Source organism: Pseudoduganella namucuonensis (assembly GCF_900116645.1).
GTDB lineage: Bacteria > Pseudomonadota > Gammaproteobacteria > Burkholderiales > Burkholderiaceae_D > Rugamonas > Rugamonas namucuonensis.
On record NZ_FPBO01000004.1, the window covers coordinates 85,651 to 104,039 of the forward strand.

An 18,389-nucleotide genomic window follows, 5' to 3' on the forward strand; every position below is an offset into this window, starting at 1 on the left:
AACGTTGCAAGCCGATATGCGCGTGGCCGCACATACAACGCGGCCGAGCCGGCTTAAAGTCGGTCACACAAATCAATAACGAGGAGTCACCATCATGAAAAAGCTGCTGATCGCCGCCATGCTGGCAAGTTCGCTGGGCAGCGTCGCCCTGCCCTCCAGCGCCGAAGTCGTCATCGTCCGCACCGCGCCGCCGCCGCCGCGCAGCGAGCGCATCCCCGAGGCGCGCCGCGGCTACACCTGGGTCGCCGGGCATTGGGACTGGAACGGCCGCCGCAACGTCTGGGTGCGCGGCAAATGGGTGCGCGACCGGCCCGGCTACGTCTACCAGCAATCGACCTGGGAACAGCGCGACGGCCGCTGGATGATGGACCGCGGCGGCTGGCGCCGTGGCGACCGTGACGGCGACGGCATCCCCAACCGCTATGACCGCGACCGCGACAATGACGGCGTGCCCAATCGCCTGGACCGCGACCGGGGCCGGGACCGGGACAACGACGGCGTGCCGAACCGCCTGGACCGCGACCGCGACAACGACGGCGTGCCGAACCGCCTCGACAACCGGCCGGACAACCCGAATCGCCAATAAGAGGCGGCAAAACCAGCCGCCGCCTTGACAGGGCGACGGCAAACTGCAACCATACGGCCATGAATTTTTCCCAACCACATCGCTCCTGCCTGAATTGGTGGCCCCGCTGACATAGCGCGGCCACTGCACAGTGATGTGAGTTAAAACAACGCCGCCTTCGCAGGGTGGCGTTTTTTTCTTGGGCGCATCATGCGGGGGCAAGCAAAAGGAACCCGTATGAGCCAGCCAGCACCGTCCCAGCAACCCGCCGTGATCCTCACCGGCGACCGTCCCACCGGTCCGCTGCACCTCGGCCACTACGTCGGCAGCCTGCGCAACCGCGTCGCCTACCAGCACGACTACCAGCAATTCATCATGCTGGCGGACTCCCAGGCGCTGACCGACAACATGGAGGACACCGACAAGGTGCACCGCAACGTGGTGGAGGTGGCGCTGGACTACCTGGCCGTCGGCATCGACCCGGCCAAGTCGACCATCCTGATCCAGTCGCAGATCCCGGAGCTGGCCGAGCTGACCTTCTATTACCTGAACATGGTGACCGTGGCGCGCCTGGAGCGCAACCCGACCGTCAAGCAGGAGATCGTGCTGCGCGGCTTCGAGCGCGACATCCCGGCCGGCTTCCTGACCTACCCCGCCAGCCAGGCCGCAGACATCTCGGCCTTCAAGGCCTCGCTGGTGCCGGTGGGCGAGGACCAGATCCCGATGATCGAGCAGACCAACGAGATCGTACGCAAGTTCAACCGCCTGGCCAACCGCGACATCCTGGTCGAGTGCAAGGCACTGGTGCCGGAAATCGGCCGCCTGCCGGGCATCGACGGCAAGGCCAAGATGAGCAAATCGCTGGGCAACACGATCAACCTGGGCGCGTCCGCCGACGAGATCCGCGCCGCCGTGAAAAAGGTCTACACCGACCCGCTGCACCTGCGCGTGGAGGACCCCGGCCACCTGGAGGGCAACGTCGCCTTCATCTACCTGGACGCGTTCGACACCGAGAAGGCGGCGCTGGAAGAGATGAAGGCGCACTACGTGCGCGGCGGCCTGGGCGACAGCGTCGTCAAGAAACGCCTGGAGGCGGTGCTGCAGGACATGCTGGCGCCGATCCGCGCCCGCCGCGAGGAATTCGCCAAGGACAAGGGCCAGGTCATGCAGATGCTGAAGGAAGGCACGGCCAAGGCGCGCGAAGTGGCCGCGCGCACCACGGACGAAGTGAAGGCCGCGCTCGGCCTGCGCTATTTCTGATCCCCGCGTCGTCCGATACATGAAGTCCGACAAATGAAGTCCGACGCGGCGGCCGCGCGCAAGCCCGGCGCCAAAGGCAAAGCCGGCGCCGGTGACGCCGGCGCGGCGCCGGCGCGCGCCGCGAGTGCCGGCCGCGGCCGCGCGAGCGGCGCTTCCGGCGCCAACCCAGGCCAGCGCACGCTGGATCTGAGCGGCGGCAAAGGCCGCGACCCGGCGGTGGCGGCGCGTGGAGGAGGGAGCCGGGCAGGCACGGGCCGCGGCGGCGGGAAGTCCGGCGGCGGCGCCAAGGCCGCTTCCGGCGCGGCCAACGCCCCGGCGGTCGGCGCCGGCGGCGCGGCGTCCTACCTCGCCATCGGCGCGCTGGCCCTGCTCTACCTGGTGTCCATCCTGCTGTGGAAGCTGCCGGCCTGGCCGGCCGCCGTCTACGGCCTGGCGAGCCTGGTCTGCTTCATCGTCTACGCCATCGACAAATCCGCCGCCCGCGCGGGCCGCTGGCGCACGCCGGAGAGCACGCTGCTGATGCTGGGCTTGTTCTGTGGCTGGCCGGGCGCCATTCTCGCCCAGCAATGGCTGCGCCACAAATCCAGCAAGACCTCGTTCCGCCTGATGTTCTGGGCGACCGTCGCCGTCAACATGGCCGCCTTCGGCTGGCTGGCGCGGCTGCAGGCGCCGGCCTGACAAGCCGGAACAAGCCCTACAGCCCGGACGGATACGTCTCCGGCACCTCGTCCCCATGCCATAGCGCGGAGCGCTCCAGCGGCCGCACCGCGGAACCGCGGTCGACATGGATAAGCGCGTCGAACTGCTGCGCGGCGTCGGCGTGGAAATAGTGGCTGTGGCGTTCCGACTCCGGGCGGTAAATCACGCCTATGGCGCGTTCCAGCCTGCGGTCCGGCAATTGCGCCAACACGCTGTTGTGGCCGCGCAGCGGCAGCAGGAAATTGCCCATGCCGGTCGCGTGCAGCAGGCGTTCGACGCTGTCCGGCCGCGACGGCACCACCGGCTTCAACTCCGCCGGCCCGTCCCACTCGGACGCCGCCGTCACCGTGCCCGTGTGCGTGGTGAATCCCAGCAGGAAGGATTCGCCCAAGGGATATTGCTCCCGCACCAGCTGGCCGAGGTTGAGCTGGCCGCCCTCGCCCATCTCGGTGGCGCGCGCGTCGCCCAAGTGGGAATTGTGGGCCCACACGATGATGCGCGCCGGCGCGCGTTCGTTGCGCTTGCCGAGGTGGACGCGCAGGGCGCGCAGCGTTTCGGCCATGTGGGTGTCGCGCACGTTCCACGAGGCGTCGCCGTGCTGGAACATGGCGCGGTAATAGATTTCCGCGTTCTTCGCCACGCGGGCGTTTTGTTGCGCGTAGAACAGTTCGTCCGGCACGGCGCCGCCGGACTCGGACAGGTGCCGCAGGGCCTGCTGGTTCAGCTCGCGCAACTGGCGCACCGCCTCGTCCTCGCAATCGCGCGCCAGGCCGAAGGTGGTGGCGTAGCCATAGCGCTGCGGGTCCTCCGCCAGGTGGTCCATGCAGGAATAGCGCTCGCGGGCGCGGCGCGCGGCGGCCGGGTCGGCCTGGTCCAGGTAGGCGATCACCGCGTGCATGGAGGCGCGCAGGCTGTACAGGTCCAGCCCGTAAAAGCCGGCGCGCCGGCGCGGATCGGCCACGTGCGCGTTGTGGGCGCGCATCCAGTCGATCAGCTCCACCACCTCGGTGTTGCGCCACATCCATTGGGGGAAGCGCTGGAAACCGGCCAGCGCGGCGTCGGCCGTGCCGTCCGCGCTGGCGTGCTGCACGTAGCGGCTGACCCGCAGGGCGTCGGGCCAGTCGGCCTCGACGGCGATGGCGTCGAAGCCCTTTTCGACGATGAGCCGCTTGCTGATCTCGGCGCGCAGCCGGTAGAACTCGTGGGTGCCGTGCGTGGCCTCGCCCAGCAGCACCAGCGACGCGTCGCCTATGCATTCAAGGAGGTAGTCGAATTGCTCGTCCGACGCGAGCGCCCGCGCTTCATAGCGCAGCGCCGCAATGGTGCCTGGATCGGTCATGGGGCGCGCTCCCGTATAGGTGTCCTCTCCTTTTATCGTACGCCCGCCGCGAGCGCCATGGCGCACGCCATGCCCCGCGACCGCGCCAGCTGTGAGACACTATCGGGCTTGTCATTTGGAAAAACCGAATCATGTGGAATGGTGTGTTGTGCGGCCTGCTGGCCGGAGCGATGTGGGGCATGGTGTTCATCGTGCCGGAGCTGTTGTCGGCCTTTTCGCCGGTTGAGATGGCGGTGGGGCGCTATGTCGCCTACGGCGCCATCGCCTTCGGCCTGATGCTGCCGCGCCTGCGCGGCCTGGTGGCGCGTCTGGACCGCGCGGACCACCACGCGCTGGTGCGCCATGCGCTGGCCGGCAACATCGTCTATTACATGCTGCTGGCCATGGGCGTGAAGCTGGCCGGCGTGGCGCCGACCTCGCTGATCATCGGCGTGCTGCCGATCTCCGTCACCCTGATGGGCCGCAAGGACCACGGCGCCGTGCCGCTGCGGCGGCTGGCGCTGCCGCTGCTGGTGGTGGCGGCCGGCATCGCCTGCATCAACATCGACGTGTTCAGCCACGCCCGGGCGGCCGGCGGCGACCCGTGGCGCACGCTGCTGGGCGTGCTGTGCGCCACCGGCGCCCTGTTCTGCTGGAGCTGGTACACGCTGGACAACGCGCGCTACCTGAAGCGCAACCCGCACTTCACCAGCGCCGAATGGTCGGCCCTGTACGGCCTGTCCAGCGGGCTGATCGCGCTGATGGTGGGCTTGGCCGCGCTCGCCGTCTGGCATGGCGAGGTGACCGGCGCGGCCGGCGCCGCGAGCGGACGCGACTGGACCGTGTTCTGGATCACCAACGCCCTGCTGGCGCTGGGCGCGTCCGTGATCGGCAACCACCTGTGGAACGTCGCCAGCCGCCGCGTGCCGGTCACGCTGTCCGGACAGCTGATCCTGTTTGAAACGCTGTTCGCGCTGCTATACGGCTTCATCTACAAGCAGCAGTGGCCGCGCCCGCTGGAAACCGCCGCCATCGTGCTGCTGACGGCGGGCGTCATGTGGTCGGTGCGGGTGCACGCGCTGGAGGAGGAGGTCACGCCGCCTTGACGGCCGGCGGCAGCGTCGCCTCCACCAGCGCGGCCGCGCCGTCCCGCCCCACCGAGCGCAGGCCGGCGATCACGCCCAGCCGGTCGGCCGCGCCGCGGTTCTGGCTCATCTTCCACTTGCCGGCGATGGACGCCACCGGGATTTCGATGCCGATGATGGCCTGCGCTATCCGCTCCAGGAATTCGGCCGGCGCGTCCGCCACCCGCCAGGGCGCCGGCAGCGCCGCCTCCTGCTTGTCGGTGAGGTCGTCGAGCACGCGGCGCAGCCAGGCGCCGTCGTCCACCACGCGCGGCCGGCCGCGCACCTGCACCATGGCGTAATTCCAGGTCGGCACCACCTTGTGGGTTTCCGCCTTGGTCGCGTACCAGCTGGGACTGACATAGGCGTCCTCGCCCTGGAACACCACCAGCACCTCGCTCCCTTCCCGCAACGCCTCCAGCACCGGATTGCCGCGCGCGACGTGGGCCCGCAGCACGCCGCGCGCGCCCTCCCCCGGATACAGGATGAAGGGGATCAGGTCGGCGGTGACGCCGGCGCCACCGGTGGCGATCAGCGTACCCAATGGATAATCGCGGATCAGGGCGTGCTGGAGGTCCGGGCGGTCTTCCTGGAATGCGGCTTGGGTGTACATGGCGGCTCCATAGGGTTGGGCCGTCCAGTGTAGCGTCCCGCAGGCCCCATGGGCAGGGCCAGCACGCGGGGAAAATATGGAACCACGACCGCTTCAGCTCAGCAGGCCGTTCTCGCTGAGCACGTCCTGCACCAGTTCCAGCCGCAGCACGGGATTGAGCTGCGCCATCAGCAGCTGCTTTTGCGGCACGCCCAGGCGCAGCAATTCGCACCAGCGATTGGCGACCCAGCCGCAATCGTCCAGCTTGTAAGGCGGCAGCAGCGGCATCTGGGCGGGGGGCAATTGGCGTTTCTGCAGCGAGCGGATCACCGCGCCCAGCGCATTGGCCACGTCCTGTTGTTCGGCCGGCACGGACAGCGCCATATCGGGCTCCAGCATTTCCACCTCGCCCATCCATAAACCGTGCTTGAGCTGTTCGGATGAAAGAATGCGGAAGCGGTTGGTGCCCACGCAGGTGATATGCAACAGGCCTGAAACGGGCGCGGACCAGTCGGCGATGCGCGCCATGGTGCCGATCGGCGTCAATACCTCGTGCTGTTCCGGGCGCTGGGTTTCACTACCGGAGGCCAGCGCCACCACGCCAAACTCTTCGGACCTGGCTATGCATTTCTTGATCATGTCCAGATAGCGGACTTCAAACACTTGCAGGGGCAAGTGGCCATCCGGGAATAAGACGGTATTAAGCGGGAATAAGGGAATTGCGGACATCCGCTATCATCGCACGATTGAAGCGTGGCTGAAACGCGAAATACGGGCGGCGGCGGGGAATCGCGCCTCTTTCAACACGAAAGCGACATGGCGGGGCGCGACGGCAGCCCGGCGCGGCGCGCGCGGGGGCGCGGACCGGGGCTATCGGGCGCGGCAAGCGGAGGCCGTTGTTTTAAACAAGGCCGGCTTGCGCGGAAAATAGCCGGCATATCCGCGTGGATATGCCCGATACTTTCCGAAGCGCGCCTTTACTTCGGCACTGCAGGGGCATTACTTAATCAGGAAGGATTCCTTGCTTTTTCCTTCCAGCCATTTCGGAGCGCGGCCACGGCCGGTCCAGGTTTGGCCGGTGGCCTCGTCGCGATATTTCATCGGCACTGGCGCGCGTGGCTTGCTGACTTTAGCGGGCTTGGCGGTGCCAGCCAGGTCCGACAGCGACAGATTGTGTTCCCGCATGATAGCGGCGATCTGTTCTTTCGCTTTGTTCAGTTCTTCGCGGCGGGCGCTTTCGGCCAGGTTTTGCAGTTCGGCGATCTTGGCCTGATATTCCTGATAGGTAGTCATCACAGCTTCCTTAAGTTTAAGTGGGCGAATCTCCCGACTGGCCCATGGTTGCGTGTTGCGATAAAAACCAGTGTGACAATCTGTGAGAATCCAGAAACGCAATTTACCATAAGAATACATGACTATTCTAGTCAATTATGAATTGAAGTGCATATTCCATACATTCTCCGGAAATAAATACCGCGGCGCCCCGGAAAGTGTTTGGATACACGGAATGGCGCTGAATTACAAAATGAGCAACCATGGGGTAAGATTGAAGCCGACAACAAAGGAGTGCGCCATGAAGACAGTGCAACTATCATCCGGCGTCGGCGTTCCGGCGCTGGGCCAGGGAACCTGGAATATGGGCGAGACCGCGGCCGGGCGCCAGCGGGAAATAGCCGCATTGCAGCTGGGCGTGGATTTGGGAATGACGCTGATCGACACGGCCGAAATGTACGCCGAGGGCGGCAGCGAGGAAGTGGTGGGCGCGGCCATCGCCGGCCGGCGCGAACAGATTTACCTGGTGAGCAAGGTGTATCCGCACAACGCCAGCCTGGCCGGCGTGCGGGCCGCCTGCGAGCGCAGCCTGAAAAGGCTGAAAACGGATTGCCTGGACCTGTATCTGCTGCACTGGCGCGGCTCGGTGCCGCTGGAGGAAATGCTGGAAGGCTTCCAGGCGCTGAAACGCGCCGGCAAGATACGCGACTACGGCGTCAGCAACTTCGACCTGGACGACATGCACGAGGCGCGCGCCCTGCCCGGCGGCGACGGCATAGTCGCAAACCAGGTGCTGTACAACCTGGCCAAGCGCGGCATCGAATGGAATCTGCTGCCGTGGTCCCAGCGGAATGACGTGCCCGTCATGGCCTATTCGCCGCTGGAATCGTCGGCCCGCGAACAGCGCGCCATGCTGGGCAATCCCGGCCTGCGCGCCGTGGCCGAACGGCACGGCGCCACGCCGGCGCAAGTGGCCCTCGCCTGGATATTGCGGCAGGACCGGGTGATCGCCATCCCCAAGGCGTCCAGCCCGGAGCACGTGCGGCAAAACCGCGCGGCGCTGGACCTGGCGCTGACGCCGGAGGACTTGGCCGAACTGGACCGCGCCTATCCCCTGCCCCGCCGGAACAGCCCGCTGGAAATGCGCTGATCCGCGCCGCCGCCGGGCGCGGCCCGGGTGCGCTGGCGCACCGTCCGCGCGGCGCGCCTGGCGTAAGGTGCGTGGATCGCGCGGCATCGGCGATGCCATGCGCCATGCGGCAAGCGCCACCACAGGAGGACGCGATGAACGAACTGAAACCCGCCGCCGAGCTTGCCGCGCAGGCGGCCGGCAAACCCTACCCCAACGACAGCGCGGCCTACCGCGCGGCGCGCGTGGCGCTGCTGGCCGAGGAGATCGAACTCAGGCGCCATATCGAACGCGTGGCCGAGCAGCGGCGCGCGCTGCCGCCTGGCGGCGAGGCGCCCGACTACGATTTCAAGGACGAGAACGGCAAAACGGTGAAGCTGGCCGACCTGTTCGGCCAGCACGACACCCTGTGCACCTATTTCTGGATGTACGGGCCGCGGCGCGAGCGGCCGTGCCCCATGTGCACCGCCCTGATCGGCGCGCTGGACACCCCGGCGCGCGACATCGCGCAGCGCATCGCCATCGCCGTCATCGGCCGCTCGCCGGTCGAGCGGCAACTGGCCTTCGCCCGCGAGCGCGGCTGGCGCAACCTCAAGTTCTACGCCACCGTCGGCGACGATTTCGCGCGCGACTACCGCGGCCTGGCGCCGGACGGCAGCGAGTGGCCGGCGCTGGACATCTGGGTCAGGAAGGACGGTGTGGTGCGCCACTTCTGGGCGTCCGAAATGGGCGGCACCCAAGACCCAGGCCAGGACCCGCGCGGCGCGCCCGACCCGACGCCCCTGTGGAACATCCTGGACCTCACGCCGGCGGGGCGGGGAACGGACTGGTATCCGAAGCTGGAATATCCTGGCGCCTAGCGGCTCAGATTTCGGGGCAGCCGCCGCCCCTGGCTTGACAGTGCCGCGCGATCACCGAGCGGATGATGCCGACCAGTTGGCACGCGGCCGGACCGGGCCGCTCGGCGTTGGCGATGATGAGCGACAGCGACAGCTTGCGCTTCTGCCCCACCCGCAGCCGCAGCGGCTTCAACTGCCCCGCCTCCAGGTGCCGCGCGATCTTGTGCTTGGCCATCCAGCCGAAACCCAGCCCGGCGCACACCATCTCGGTGCGCGTGGCGGGACTGGTCACGGTCCAGCGCTGGTTCGTGTTGAGCCAGCCGAAATCGCGCGTGCTGGACACGCCGCCGTCGCGCACCACGATGTGCAGGTGCCGCTCCAGGTCGTCCTCGTTCAAGTCCCGTCCCAGGCCGTGCAGCGGGTGCGAGGGATGGGCCACGGCGACGAACTCGATATCGAGCAGCGCGTCGCCAAGGAAGCCGCTGGGCACGTAATTGGCGATCACCACGTCGGCCCGCTTTTCGCGCAGCACGTCGTCGGACGCCGACAAGATCGTTTCCTCGAGATTCACCCGGGTGTGCCGCGCCAGCGGCTCGAACTCCTGCAGGATCTGGATCAGCAGCTCGCTGGGGAACAGGCTGTCCACCGCGAAGCGCAACTCGGACTCCCAGCCGGCGTTCAGACTCTGCGCCAGCTCCTCCAGCTGGAAGGCGTCGTCCAGCAACTGGCGCGCCTTGCGCAGCAGGGTCTCGCCGTTCTGTGTCAGCCGCGCGCGGCGGCCGTCGATCTCCAGCAACTCCGTGCCCAGCTGCTCCTGCAGCTTGGCCACCATGTAGCTGACCGAAGACTGGCTGCGGTGCAAGGCCTCCGCCGCCTGCGCATAGCCGCCGCAATCGACAATGGCTTGCAGCACCTGCCACTGTTCCAGCGTGCTCTTCGGTATTTTCATCGCGGCTATTTGGTTTGCATCACATACACGCCGTCCCAGTCGGCGTCGGGCGGGTCGGCCGCCAGCCGCTGGCAGCGGTCGATATACATGGCGGCCGCCTTGTCGTTCGGGTTCAGCGCCTTGACCTCTTCAAACAGGTGCTGCGCGGCCGCGAACTTGCGCTTGCGGTAGTTGATGACGGCGTTGCGGAACAGGCCCATGGCGTCGATCAGGTGCGGGTAGCTTTCCTCGGTGTGGTAATCCATCACCTCGTAAATGGAGACCGGCTTGGTCTTGCCCTGCACCACCACAATGTCCAGCTCGCGCGCGCGGTAGGTGCCGCGCAGCGCCCGGTAGGTGAATTCCGAGATCAATATGTGCGCGCCATACTGCTTGCAGGCGGACTCCAGCCGCGCGGCCAGGTTCACGCCGTCGCCGATGATGGTGTAGTCCATCCGCTTCTTCGAGCCGATATTGCCGGACACCACCTGGTCGGAATTCAGGCCGATGCCGATGTCGACCGCCAGCTTGCCATCCTTCACGCGCACCTGGTTCCAGGCGCGCAGCTCGCGCATCATGGCGATCGAGGTGCGCACGGCGCGGTCGGCGTCGTCCTCGTGCGGCACCGGGATGCCGAACGCGGCCATGATGGCGTCGCCGATGAACTTGTCCAGCATGCCCTCTTCGCGCTGGATGCAATCGACCATCATCGTGAAGTACTCGTTCAGCAGCGCCACCGTGCCCTGCGCGCCCAACTGCTCCGTGATGGTCGTGAAACTGCGCACATCGGAGAACAACACCGTGGCCGTCACGTTTTTCCCGCCGAGCATCTCCGCGCCGTTGGCCACCATCTGGTCGGCAATGTTCGGGTCCATATAGCGCGACATCGTGGCTTTTAAACGCTTTTCACTGGAGATATCCTCCAACATCAGCATCCAGCCTATGCGCTTCTTCTCCACCGACAGCAGCGGCTGCACGCTGAAGTTCACCGATATCGTCTCGTCGCCGACGATCAGCGGCGCGTCCATCATGTGCTCGGCGGACTGGTTTTCCTCCACCTGGCGCAGCTTGTCCAGCACCCAGCTGTTCGGGCCGACGAAGAACTCGTTGGCCGGGCGGCCCAGCACTTGCGCCGAGTCCACCCGCAGGATGCGCATGCCTGCCGCGTTGCAGGTGACGATCTTTTCCAGGCTGTCGAGTGTGATGACGCCGTTCGACATCGACTCCAGCATCGCCTCGTTGTAGTTCTTCATCTGCTGCACGTCGGCGAACAGCTTGGCGTTTTCCAGCGCGATCGAGATCTGGGCGGTGAACGCGCGCAGGCGCGACTCATCCTCTCCCGTGAACGGGCCGCCGCGCTTGTTCAGCACCTGGGTCACGCCGATGGTCTTGCCGTTCTTGTTAACGATGGGCACACACAGGATGGAACGGGTGAAATAGCCGGTGCGCTTGTCGAACGCGGGGTTGAAACGCAAGTCCGCGTAGGCGTAGGGAATGTTGATGGTCTTGTTGGACGTGAACACGGCGCCCGCGATGCCGGCGTTGTTCGGCAGCCGGATCTGCATCGATTCCAGTCCCTGCCCCACCTCGGACCACAACTCCCCGGTTTTCTCGTCGTTCAGGAACAAGGTCGAGCGCTCCGCGTTCAGCAAGCGGGTGGCCTCGCCCATCACGCGCTGCAGCAGCGAGCCCAGCTTGATGTCGGCGGTGACCTCGGACACCACGTCGATGAACTCCATCTCTTGCCGGCGCACCTTCTTCATGCTTTCCAGGAAACGCGCGCTTTGCAGCGCCAGCGTGCCCTGGGTGGTCAGCGCCTCCAGCAATTGCAGGTCGTTGCGGGTGAACTTGCCGCGGCGCTTGTTCAGCGTCTGCGACACGCCGATGATCTCGCCCTTGAAAGTCCGGATCGGCACGCAAAGGATGTTGCGGGTGACGAAGCCGGTCTGCTCGTCGATCGCGCGGTTGAAGCGCGTATCGGCGTAGGCGTCCGAGATCAGCAGCGGCTCGCCGGTGGTGAAGACGTGGCCGGCGATACCGGAAGTGTTCAGGAAGCGGATCTCGCGCTGGGTCTCCCCCTGGGCGACGCGGGAAAACAACTCGTTGGTCTCGGCATCGTTCAGGAACAGCGTGCCCCGCTCGGCGCCCAGCTCCTCGGTGGTCACTTCCACCAGGGCGGTGAGGATTTCGTCAAGCGTGTCGTAGGCCGCCATGCGGCGCGAGGTTTCCAGCAACAGCTCCACCTGGCGCAAGCGCCGGCTCTGCGCGCCGGCCGTGGCGGTGGCGGCGGCCGCGCCGTTCGGCTTGGCGCGCGGTTCGGGACCGTTTTTTTCCATGTGATTCATGCGTGGGTATTCGCTTCAAGGGCGTCGCGCAGGACACGTATGGTTTCATGCAACTGCATCACCTCGCTGCGGTGCGATGTCGCGGCCTGCTGCATCGCTTCCGCGTGCTCGCCGGTAATGCGTTCCAATTCGGTGCGCAGCACGGCCACCGTTTCGCGCAGCTGGGCGATTTCCGCCTGCGCGCCGGTGGATGCTGTCTTCAAGGCGGCTTCGCGCTCCAGCTGGGCCTGCTCCAGCGACTCGCGCAGCGTCAACACCGTGGCGCGCACCTGCTGCACCTCGTTGTGGGCGCCGGACAACGCGTCCTGCACCTGCCGCTGGCGTTCGTGGTGCGCGATTTCCAGTTCGGTGCGCAGTGCCATGATAGTACGCTGCAAATGGCGCACCTCGGCCAAGGCCTGGTGCAGCGCATCTGGCGTATCCGCCGTCTCTATCAGTGGCTCGATTTTTTTAGTTTTTGCCATCCTTCAATCATACCATCCACCCCATGCACAGGGCGATGCGGATTTTTTCCCGCGTCACCAGCGCTTCGTTATAATGCGTATTCATCTATATTGATAGGTATGATAACTGTGTCCGACCGCCTAGCCGTACTGCCGCAATACCTGCTCCCCAAGGGCGCGTTGACCAACTTCGCAGGCCGTGTGGCGGGAGCGAAAGGCGGCGCCATGACCACCCGCTTGATCCGCTGGTTCGTCGGTAAATACGATGTGAATATGGGCGAGGCGCTCAATCCTGATATCGCGAGTTATCACAGCTTCAACGAATTCTTCACCCGCGCATTGCGTCCGGACGCCCGTCCTTTGGCGCAGGCCGACTTTATCTGCCCTGTCGATGGACGCATCAGCCAATTCGGCGTCATCGACGACGACCAGATATTCCAGGCCAAGGGGCATAAATTCACCACCACCGCGCTGGTCGGCGGCGATAGGGAATTGGCGGCCAAGTTTCAGCATGGCAGTTTCGCCAACCTGTATTTGAGCCCGCGTGATTACCATCGCATACACATGCCTTGCGATGGCAAACTGACGCGCATGATTTATATTCCGGGCGAGCTGTTTTCGGTTAATCCAACGACGGCGCGCGGCATTCCCGGCCTTTTCGCGCGCAATGAACGCGTGGTCTGCGTATTCGACACGGCCCAGGGTCCATTCGTCATGACACTGGTGGGCGCCACCATCGTGGGCAGTATGGCGACGGTATGGCATGGCGTGGTCAATCCCCCGCGGCAGCCGGATATCAAGGAATGGACTTACGCGGACCAGGATATCGTCTTGAAAAAAGGCGAAGAGCTTGGCCGTTTCCTGCTCGGCTCCACCGTGGTCATGCTGTTCCCCAAAGACGCGCTGCAATTCAATAACGCCTGGCAACCGGCCGCCCCGGTGCGCCTGGGCGAAATGATGGCCAATCTCCAGTAACACCCCACCAGCGTTTAATGCCGCGCGCCATATCGGCGCAACCGGCGAAAACAGGAATGGATAAATTCCATTCCTGAAATCCCCCCGCTCGAAAAACATTCCCCGCCGTCGCACCCAACCGTCTCCGCACGCACGGTTTATGCCCGTTTCTGGCATTATCAAGCCAAATATTAGCTTGAATTCGCCGAGTTTGCCCCTGCGGCGTACTCGAACCACACGTCGCCGTCGCGGCAGGCCACTTGGCGCCAGCCTTTGCACTCGTAAAACACGCGCGCCCTGGTGTCCGCTCCGGTGGAGAGGTTCAAGCTGTCCAGGCCTTGCGCCAACAGGCTTTCGACCATGACATCGTGCAGCCGGCTCCCATATCCACGCCCTTCGTGCGAGGGATCGACAAACAGCGCCCATATATTGCCGGTGAGCTTATTGCCGATCGCAAAAGCCACAATCCCGCCATCCTTTTCGATTACCCAGCCATCGCCCGTTACGGTTATCTCCGGCACGTAGTGCTCTTCCCGTATGAAGGATGAGGTCAAGGGATTCTCGCGCACCGCCAATCGAACCTTATGCATCCCGGGAATGTCGTCCACCACCGCTTTCCGTAATGTCGCCATTAAGCCCCCAATCCTTCCCCATCGTTATTCATCGATTCCAGCATATCCAGGAATACCCTTGTTTTCGCCGGCATCAGTCGCCGGCCTGGAAATACCGCCCAGCCGGTGACGGTGGGCATGGCCCAATCCGGCAATATGCGCACCAAGGCGCCGCTTTTCAGGAAACCGCGCGCGAATAATTCGGTGCTGGCCGCGATGCCTATGCCTGTTGAAGCCATCCGCACCAATAGCTCGGGGGAATTAGCCATCATTTTCACTGGCAAATCCCTTGCCCAGGTTGTTTTACCGCGCAATAAAGTCCAGCGCGTCAATCCGTTTTGCATGCGCGGCAGACTCAATAATGAATGCCGAAACAAGTCATCCGGATGTTCCGGCAGGCCGTGCAACGCCGTATAAGACGGCGACGCATATAAGGCCATGCGGCTGATGGCGACCGGCCGCGCCGCCAAGGACGAATCGTCGGGTAGATTTCCCATGCGAATGGCGAGGTCGAAGTTTTCCGCCACCAGATCGACGCGGCGCGGCGACAAATCCAGTTCCAGCGAAATGGCCGGATACGTTTCCATAAACTTGGCCAATACCCGATCCATGGCGTAATTGGCGAAATCGCCCGGCATCGACACCCGCAATAAGCCGCTGGGCGCCTGCTGGCGATGCTGCGCCAATGCACCGGCGGCCTCCGTCTCTTCCACCACCTTGCGGGCGTGTTCCAGCAGGCTGGTCCCGAACTCGGTGAGTACCAACCGGCGCGTGGTCCGTTGCAGCAGCCGCTCGCCCAGATGCGCCTCCAGCAGCGACAGCCGCCGGGACACGGTGGACTTGGGTAATTGCAGCCGGTCGGCCGCCATGCTGAAGCTGCCGTACTCGACTATGCGGGCAAATAGCAACAAATCTCCGGGATCCAAGGCCATGATTGTTCCATAGGTGGACTAATGTTATCCATTTTAACGGCTTTTTCTTTGATTTTGGAATTGTTAAAGTACATCCATCGCAGCAAACAACCCAACAACGACCCAACAAAGAACGGAGCACACCATGAACATCCTGCAAATCAATTCCAGCGCCCGCAGCACCGGTTCCGAGTCCACCCGCCTGGCCGACTCCATCGTCGCCAAGCTGGCCGCCAGCAACCCCGGCGCTGAAATCGCCCGCCGCGACCTGGCCGCCCAGCCGCACCCGGTCATCGACGAGCCCACCCTGCAGGCGCTGTTCACCCCGGCCGACCAGCGCAGCCCCGAGCAAGCGGCCCGCGTCGCGCTGGACGACGCGCTGATCGCCCAGGTGCAGACGGCCGACGTGATCGTGATCGGCGCGCCGATGTACAACTTCGGCATCACCGTGCAGCTGAAATCGTGGTTCGACGCGATCGCCCGCGCCGGCGTGACCTTCAAATACACCGCCACCGGCCCTGTCGGCCTGTTGAGCGGCAAAAAGGTCTACGTCGCCCTGGCCCGCGGCGGCATGCACCGCGACGCGCCGAGCGACACCCAGTTGCCGCACCTGAAGATGTTCCTGAGCTTCCTGGGCATAACCGACGTGCGGTTCGTCTACTCGGAAGGCCTGGGCATGGGTCCGGACGCCGTCGCCAAGGCGCAGGCCGACGCGGACGCCCAGATCAACGCGGTTCTGGTGTAATGGATTGAGAGGCGGCGCCCGCGGGCGCCGGGGCAAACTTAGGAGAATGGCATGAATCAAGTCAACGCAACATCGGAAAGCGTGCTGCGATCGCGCGGCGTGGAACGCATCATCAACGGCCAGGCCGTGATGGACGGGGCGGGCGTGAAGATCAACCGCGTCCTGACCCAGCCGCTGCAGCGCCGCCTCGACCCGTTTCTGATGCTGGACAACTTCGGCAGCGACGCGGCCAACGACTATATCGCCGGCTTCCCGTCCCATCCGCACCGGGGCTTCGAGACGGTGACCTATATGCTCACCGGCCGCATGCGCCACCGCGACAGCGCCGGCAACGAGGGCCTGCTGAGCAACGGCGGCGTGCAGTGGATGACGGCCGGGCGCGGCGTGATCCACTCCGAGATGCCGGAGCAGGAGGAAGGCCTCATGGAGGGTTTCCAGCTGTGGCTGAACCTGCCAGCCAAGGACAAGATGCGCCAGCCGTGGTACCGCGATTTCAACGCCGAGCAGGTGCCCGCCTTCGCCACCGATGAGGGCGCGCGAGTGAAGGTGATCGCCGGCCACAGCCACGGCGTGCGGGGCGCGGTTCAGCGCGAGGTGACGGAGCCTATTTATATAGACGTGGAACTGCCGGCCGGCGCAAGCTTCGGCCAACGCCTGCCGGCTGGCCACAACGCCTTCATCTTCGCCTATCGCGGCGCGGTGGAGATCGGCGGCAAGCCGGTCGCCAGCGGCCGCATGGCGATCCTGGAAAACACCCCGGATGCGGACGGCGTGCGCATCCAGGCGGCCGAGGACAGCCGCTTCATCCTGGTCGCCGGCCAGCCGCTGAACGAGCCGATCGCGCAATACGGCCCGTTCGTGATGAACACGCAGGCCGAGCTGATGCAGGCGGTCGAGGATTTCCGCGCCGGCAAGCTGGGCGAGGAAGCGCACGCTTAGGTCGTATCAAGGTCACAACCAGTCTCCGGGGGCCGGTCCCCCGGGGCTGTCTACATTTGTCGGGCGCAAACGGCTAGAATGCCGCCATGAACACTCTACTCGCCTGGCTCAAGAACTTGAGCCGACTCTGCGGCTTCGAGACCGCCGACTCCTTCCCGCCGGGACACGCTCACGCGCGCACGCGCTGGGTGGGCGCCTATTTCGACATCGCCTCCGACGTCAAGCCGGAGGAAATGGAACGCCGCATCGCGGACGCCATCGCCAACACGCCGCTGGTGTTCGCCCACATCACCCATCCCACCCCGCGCATGCAGCGCGCCCTGCTGGGAGTGATCGAGGCGCGGCTGCGCCACCGCAACGAGCGCGAGGCGGCGCAACTGGCCGCCCTGCTGATCAAGGCCTACCAGAGCCCGCACACCGCCGAAGCCGTGCCGGGGCTGCGCCACGCCATCGATTCGACGGTGGGCGAAGAGGCGCCCTACCGCGTCCGCAACCTGCTGGCTTTCCTGGCCGACATGCAATCGCCGTTCGACGTCATCGAAATGCGCTCCTGATCCCCCGATCACGCCGCTTGGGGGGGGAGGACCGCCCCAATGTGCTGCTCACGCCGCTTGGGGGTCTGACCCCATGTGCTGCTCACGCCGCTTCCGGGGGGCAATAGCCGCTAGAATAGCGGCCATCGACCAGACCAGGGGAACACAGCATGACCGTAGCAAGCGAACTGCATTTCAAATCCGTCAACTATACCGGCCAGGGCAAGGGACCGCGCCTGATCGTCACCGGCGCCGTCCACGGCAACGAGACCTGCGGCACCAAGGGCATCGCGCGCGTGATGGCGGAACTGGACAGCGGCGCGCTGCGCATCGTCAACGGCAGCGTCACATTCGTCCCCGTCACCAATCCGCTGGCCTACGCCAAGGGCGAACGCTCCGGCGACCGCAACCTGAACCGCAACCTGTTTCCGAACGAGGCGCCCCAGGATTTCGAGGACCGCATCGCCAACTGGCTGTGCCCGCTGCTGGCCCAGCACGACGTGCTGCTGGATTTGCATTCCTTTAACGCCGCCAGCCAGCCTTTCGTGATGGTGGGCCCGCGCGACAACGACGGCGCGCTGCAGCCCTTCCGTCACGAGGAGCGGGAACGCGCCATGGCGCGCCGCCTGGGCGTGCACCGCTTCGTCGACGGCTGGCTGGCGACCTATGGCGACGGCGTGCAGCGCCGCCTGCGCGGCGACTCGCAGCTGGAAACCGTGCTGCGCTACGGCGTCGGCACCACCGAGTACATGCGCTCGACGGGCGGCTACGCGCTGACGCTGGAATGCGGCCAGCACGCCGATCCGCAGGCGCCCGAGGTGGCCTACCGCGCCATCATGAACACGCTCGCCTTCCTGGGCCTGATCGCGGCGCCCGCTCCCGAGCCCGTGAACCCGGAGGAAACCGAATACCTGAGCATGGTGGAAGTGCGCGACCGGCTGGACGCGGGCGACACCTTCAGCCGCGTCTGGTCCAGCTTCGACCGCCTGGCCAAGGGCGACGAGATCGGCCGCCGCGCGGACGGCACGCCGGTGCTGGCCCCGTACGACGCCACCATCCTGTTCCCCGACGTGAACGCCAAGGCCAACGCCGAATGGTTCTACCTGGCGAAAGCCAACGCGGCGTTCTAGCCCCTGCAGGCTCGGGCCGCTGTCGCGGTGGCGCGACAGCGGCCCAAAGGCG

Annotated in this window: 20 protein-coding genes; 11 read left to right on the forward strand and 9 right to left on the reverse strand. The window is 65.5% G+C overall.

Annotation, left to right across the window (positions count from 1 at the left end; all coding sequences use genetic code 11):
- Positions 1-94: 94 nt before the first annotated feature.
- From BM436_RS05925 to BM436_RS37735, 3 genes are all read left to right on the forward strand, one after another.
- Positions 95-586, forward strand: coding sequence for a YXWGXW repeat-containing protein (locus BM436_RS05925; RefSeq protein ID WP_093554522.1), 492 nt, complete (start codon positions 95-97; stop codon positions 584-586).
- Positions 587-802: 216 nt separating this feature from the next.
- On the forward strand, positions 803-1,825 hold the full coding sequence (gene trpS, locus BM436_RS05930) for a tryptophan--tRNA ligase (RefSeq protein WP_177306977.1): 1,023 nt from the start codon (positions 803-805) through the stop codon (positions 1,823-1,825).
- Positions 1,826-1,858: 33 nt separating this feature from the next.
- A complete protein-coding gene (locus BM436_RS37735) occupies positions 1,859-2,503 on the forward strand; it encodes a DUF1294 domain-containing protein (protein ID WP_143132990.1) in 645 nt (214 codons plus the stop codon).
- 16 nt (positions 2,504-2,519) lie between these two features.
- Here BM436_RS37735 and BM436_RS05940 read toward each other — a convergent pair whose 3' ends face one another.
- Entirely contained in the window at positions 2,520-3,863 is a 1,344-nt protein-coding gene (locus tag BM436_RS05940) for an erythromycin esterase family protein (protein WP_093554526.1), read from the reverse strand.
- A 131-nt stretch (positions 3,864-3,994) separates the two neighbouring features.
- Between BM436_RS05940 and BM436_RS05945 the strand changes: the two genes are divergently transcribed.
- On the forward strand, positions 3,995-4,948 hold the full coding sequence (locus BM436_RS05945; RefSeq protein WP_093554528.1) for a DMT family transporter: 954 nt from the start codon (positions 3,995-3,997) through the stop codon (positions 4,946-4,948).
- Here BM436_RS05945 and BM436_RS05950 read toward each other — a convergent pair.
- The 3 genes from BM436_RS05950 to BM436_RS05960 all read right to left on the reverse strand — a co-directional run bounded on the left by BM436_RS05950 (position 4,935) and on the right by BM436_RS05960 (position 6,851).
- Positions 4,935-5,579 (reverse strand): FMN-binding negative transcriptional regulator, encoded by a 645-nt coding sequence (locus BM436_RS05950; protein WP_093554530.1) that lies wholly within the window; start codon positions 5,577-5,579, stop codon positions 4,935-4,937. The two genes, BM436_RS05945 and BM436_RS05950, sit on opposite strands and share 14 nt — an antisense overlap.
- Positions 5,580-5,672: 93 nt before the next feature.
- Positions 5,673-6,287: an LON peptidase substrate-binding domain-containing protein gene (locus tag BM436_RS05955; protein ID WP_093554532.1), complete on the reverse strand. Its 615-nt coding sequence runs from the start codon at positions 6,285-6,287 to the stop codon at positions 5,673-5,675.
- 270 nt (positions 6,288-6,557) lie between these two features.
- Positions 6,558-6,851, reverse strand: coding sequence for an H-NS histone family protein (locus BM436_RS05960; RefSeq protein WP_093554534.1), 294 nt, complete (start codon positions 6,849-6,851; stop codon positions 6,558-6,560).
- 280 nt (positions 6,852-7,131) lie between these two features.
- Here BM436_RS05960 and BM436_RS05965 point away from each other — a divergent pair, with 280 nt between their 5' ends.
- Both BM436_RS05965 and BM436_RS05970 read left to right on the forward strand, forming a co-directional pair.
- The gene (locus tag BM436_RS05965) at positions 7,132-7,980 is read left to right on the forward strand and encodes an aldo/keto reductase (RefSeq protein ID WP_093554536.1); all 849 of its coding nucleotides are present in this window, start codon (positions 7,132-7,134) and stop codon (positions 7,978-7,980) included.
- Between the two features lie 134 nt (positions 7,981-8,114).
- Entirely contained in the window at positions 8,115-8,819 is a 705-nt protein-coding gene (locus tag BM436_RS05970) for a DUF899 family protein (protein WP_093554538.1), read from the forward strand.
- A 4-nt stretch (positions 8,820-8,823) separates the two neighbouring features.
- Here the strand turns inward: BM436_RS05970 and BM436_RS05975 are convergent, their stop codons facing one another.
- From BM436_RS05975 to BM436_RS05985, 3 genes are read right to left on the reverse strand one after another with little or no spacing between them, the layout of a single operon-like run.
- Entirely contained in the window at positions 8,824-9,747 is a 924-nt protein-coding gene (locus BM436_RS05975) for a LysR family transcriptional regulator (RefSeq protein WP_093554540.1), read from the reverse strand.
- A gap of 5 nt (positions 9,748-9,752) precedes the next feature.
- Positions 9,753-12,071: a GAF domain-containing protein gene (locus BM436_RS05980; protein WP_177306984.1), complete on the reverse strand. Its 2,319-nt coding sequence runs from the start codon at positions 12,069-12,071 to the stop codon at positions 9,753-9,755.
- Complete coding sequence (locus BM436_RS05985; protein ID WP_229489196.1) at positions 12,068-12,433, reverse strand: hypothetical protein; 366 nt, start codon at positions 12,431-12,433, stop codon at positions 12,068-12,070. The genes BM436_RS05980 and BM436_RS05985 overlap by 4 nt, the downstream gene beginning before the upstream one ends.
- Before the next feature lie 210 nt (positions 12,434-12,643).
- On the opposite strand from BM436_RS05985, the gene asd reads away from it, so the two are divergent.
- Positions 12,644-13,489 (forward strand): archaetidylserine decarboxylase, encoded by an 846-nt coding sequence (gene asd, locus BM436_RS05990; RefSeq protein ID WP_093554773.1) that lies wholly within the window; start codon positions 12,644-12,646, stop codon positions 13,487-13,489.
- 170 nt (positions 13,490-13,659) lie between these two features.
- Here asd and BM436_RS05995 read toward each other — a convergent pair whose 3' ends face one another.
- Together BM436_RS05995 and BM436_RS06000 are read right to left on the reverse strand one after the other, a co-directional pair.
- Positions 13,660-14,076 carry a GNAT family N-acetyltransferase gene (locus BM436_RS05995; RefSeq protein WP_177306986.1) on the reverse strand — a complete coding sequence of 139 codons (417 nt, stop codon included), beginning with the start codon at positions 14,074-14,076 and terminating at the stop codon, positions 13,660-13,662.
- A 23-nt stretch (positions 14,077-14,099) separates the two neighbouring features.
- Positions 14,100-15,011 carry a LysR family transcriptional regulator gene (locus tag BM436_RS06000; RefSeq protein WP_093554546.1) on the reverse strand — a complete coding sequence of 304 codons (912 nt, stop codon included), beginning with the start codon at positions 15,009-15,011 and terminating at the stop codon, positions 14,100-14,102.
- A gap of 124 nt (positions 15,012-15,135) precedes the next feature.
- Between BM436_RS06000 and BM436_RS06005 the strand changes: the two genes are divergently transcribed.
- The 4 genes from BM436_RS06005 to BM436_RS06020 all read left to right on the forward strand — a co-directional run bounded on the left by BM436_RS06005 (position 15,136) and on the right by BM436_RS06020 (position 18,337).
- Entirely contained in the window at positions 15,136-15,735 is a 600-nt protein-coding gene (locus tag BM436_RS06005) for an FMN-dependent NADH-azoreductase (RefSeq protein ID WP_093554548.1), read from the forward strand.
- Positions 15,736-15,786: 51 nt separating this feature from the next.
- The gene (locus BM436_RS06010) at positions 15,787-16,674 is read left to right on the forward strand and encodes a pirin family protein (protein ID WP_093554550.1); all 888 of its coding nucleotides are present in this window, start codon (positions 15,787-15,789) and stop codon (positions 16,672-16,674) included.
- Positions 16,675-16,760: 86 nt separating this feature from the next.
- Entirely contained in the window at positions 16,761-17,228 is a 468-nt protein-coding gene (locus tag BM436_RS06015) for a hypothetical protein (RefSeq protein WP_093554552.1), read from the forward strand.
- A 149-nt stretch (positions 17,229-17,377) separates the two neighbouring features.
- On the forward strand, positions 17,378-18,337 hold the full coding sequence (locus BM436_RS06020; RefSeq protein WP_093554554.1) for a M14 family metallopeptidase: 960 nt from the start codon (positions 17,378-17,380) through the stop codon (positions 18,335-18,337).
- Positions 18,338-18,389 lie beyond the last annotated feature (52 nt).

Bases quoted from the DNA above. Each gene is read 5' to 3' on its own strand.
- BM436_RS05925 (WP_093554522.1), top strand. From the start codon at position 95: ATGAAAAAGCTGCTGATCGCCGCCATGCTGGCAAGTTCGCTGGGCAGC.
- trpS (WP_177306977.1), top strand. From the start codon at position 803: ATGAGCCAGCCAGCACCGTCCCAGCAACCCGCCGTGATCCTCACCGGC.
- BM436_RS37735 (WP_143132990.1), top strand. From the start codon at position 1,859: ATGAAGTCCGACGCGGCGGCCGCGCGCAAGCCCGGCGCCAAAGGCAAA.
- BM436_RS05940 (WP_093554526.1), bottom strand. From the start codon at position 3,863: ATGACCGATCCAGGCACCATTGCGGCGCTGCGCTATGAAGCGCGGGCG.
- BM436_RS05945 (WP_093554528.1), top strand. From the start codon at position 3,995: ATGTGGAATGGTGTGTTGTGCGGCCTGCTGGCCGGAGCGATGTGGGGC.
- BM436_RS05950 (WP_093554530.1), bottom strand. From the start codon at position 5,579: ATGTACACCCAAGCCGCATTCCAGGAAGACCGCCCGGACCTCCAGCAC.
- BM436_RS05955 (WP_093554532.1), bottom strand. From the start codon at position 6,287: ATGTCCGCAATTCCCTTATTCCCGCTTAATACCGTCTTATTCCCGGAT.
- BM436_RS05960 (WP_093554534.1), bottom strand. From the start codon at position 6,851: ATGACTACCTATCAGGAATATCAGGCCAAGATCGCCGAACTGCAAAAC.
- BM436_RS05965 (WP_093554536.1), top strand. From the start codon at position 7,132: ATGAAGACAGTGCAACTATCATCCGGCGTCGGCGTTCCGGCGCTGGGC.
- BM436_RS05970 (WP_093554538.1), top strand. From the start codon at position 8,115: ATGAACGAACTGAAACCCGCCGCCGAGCTTGCCGCGCAGGCGGCCGGC.
- BM436_RS05975 (WP_093554540.1), bottom strand. From the start codon at position 9,747: ATGAAAATACCGAAGAGCACGCTGGAACAGTGGCAGGTGCTGCAAGCC.
- BM436_RS05980 (WP_177306984.1), bottom strand. From the start codon at position 12,071: ATGAATCACATGGAAAAAAACGGTCCCGAACCGCGCGCCAAGCCGAAC.
- BM436_RS05985 (WP_229489196.1), bottom strand. From the start codon at position 12,433: ATGGCACTGCGCACCGAACTGGAAATCGCGCACCACGAACGCCAGCGG.
- BM436_RS06000 (WP_093554546.1), bottom strand. From the start codon at position 15,011: ATGGCCTTGGATCCCGGAGATTTGTTGCTATTTGCCCGCATAGTCGAG.
- BM436_RS06005 (WP_093554548.1), top strand. From the start codon at position 15,136: ATGAACATCCTGCAAATCAATTCCAGCGCCCGCAGCACCGGTTCCGAG.
- BM436_RS06010 (WP_093554550.1), top strand. From the start codon at position 15,787: ATGAATCAAGTCAACGCAACATCGGAAAGCGTGCTGCGATCGCGCGGC.
- BM436_RS06015 (WP_093554552.1), top strand. From the start codon at position 16,761: ATGAACACTCTACTCGCCTGGCTCAAGAACTTGAGCCGACTCTGCGGC.
- BM436_RS06020 (WP_093554554.1), top strand. From the start codon at position 17,378: ATGACCGTAGCAAGCGAACTGCATTTCAAATCCGTCAACTATACCGGC.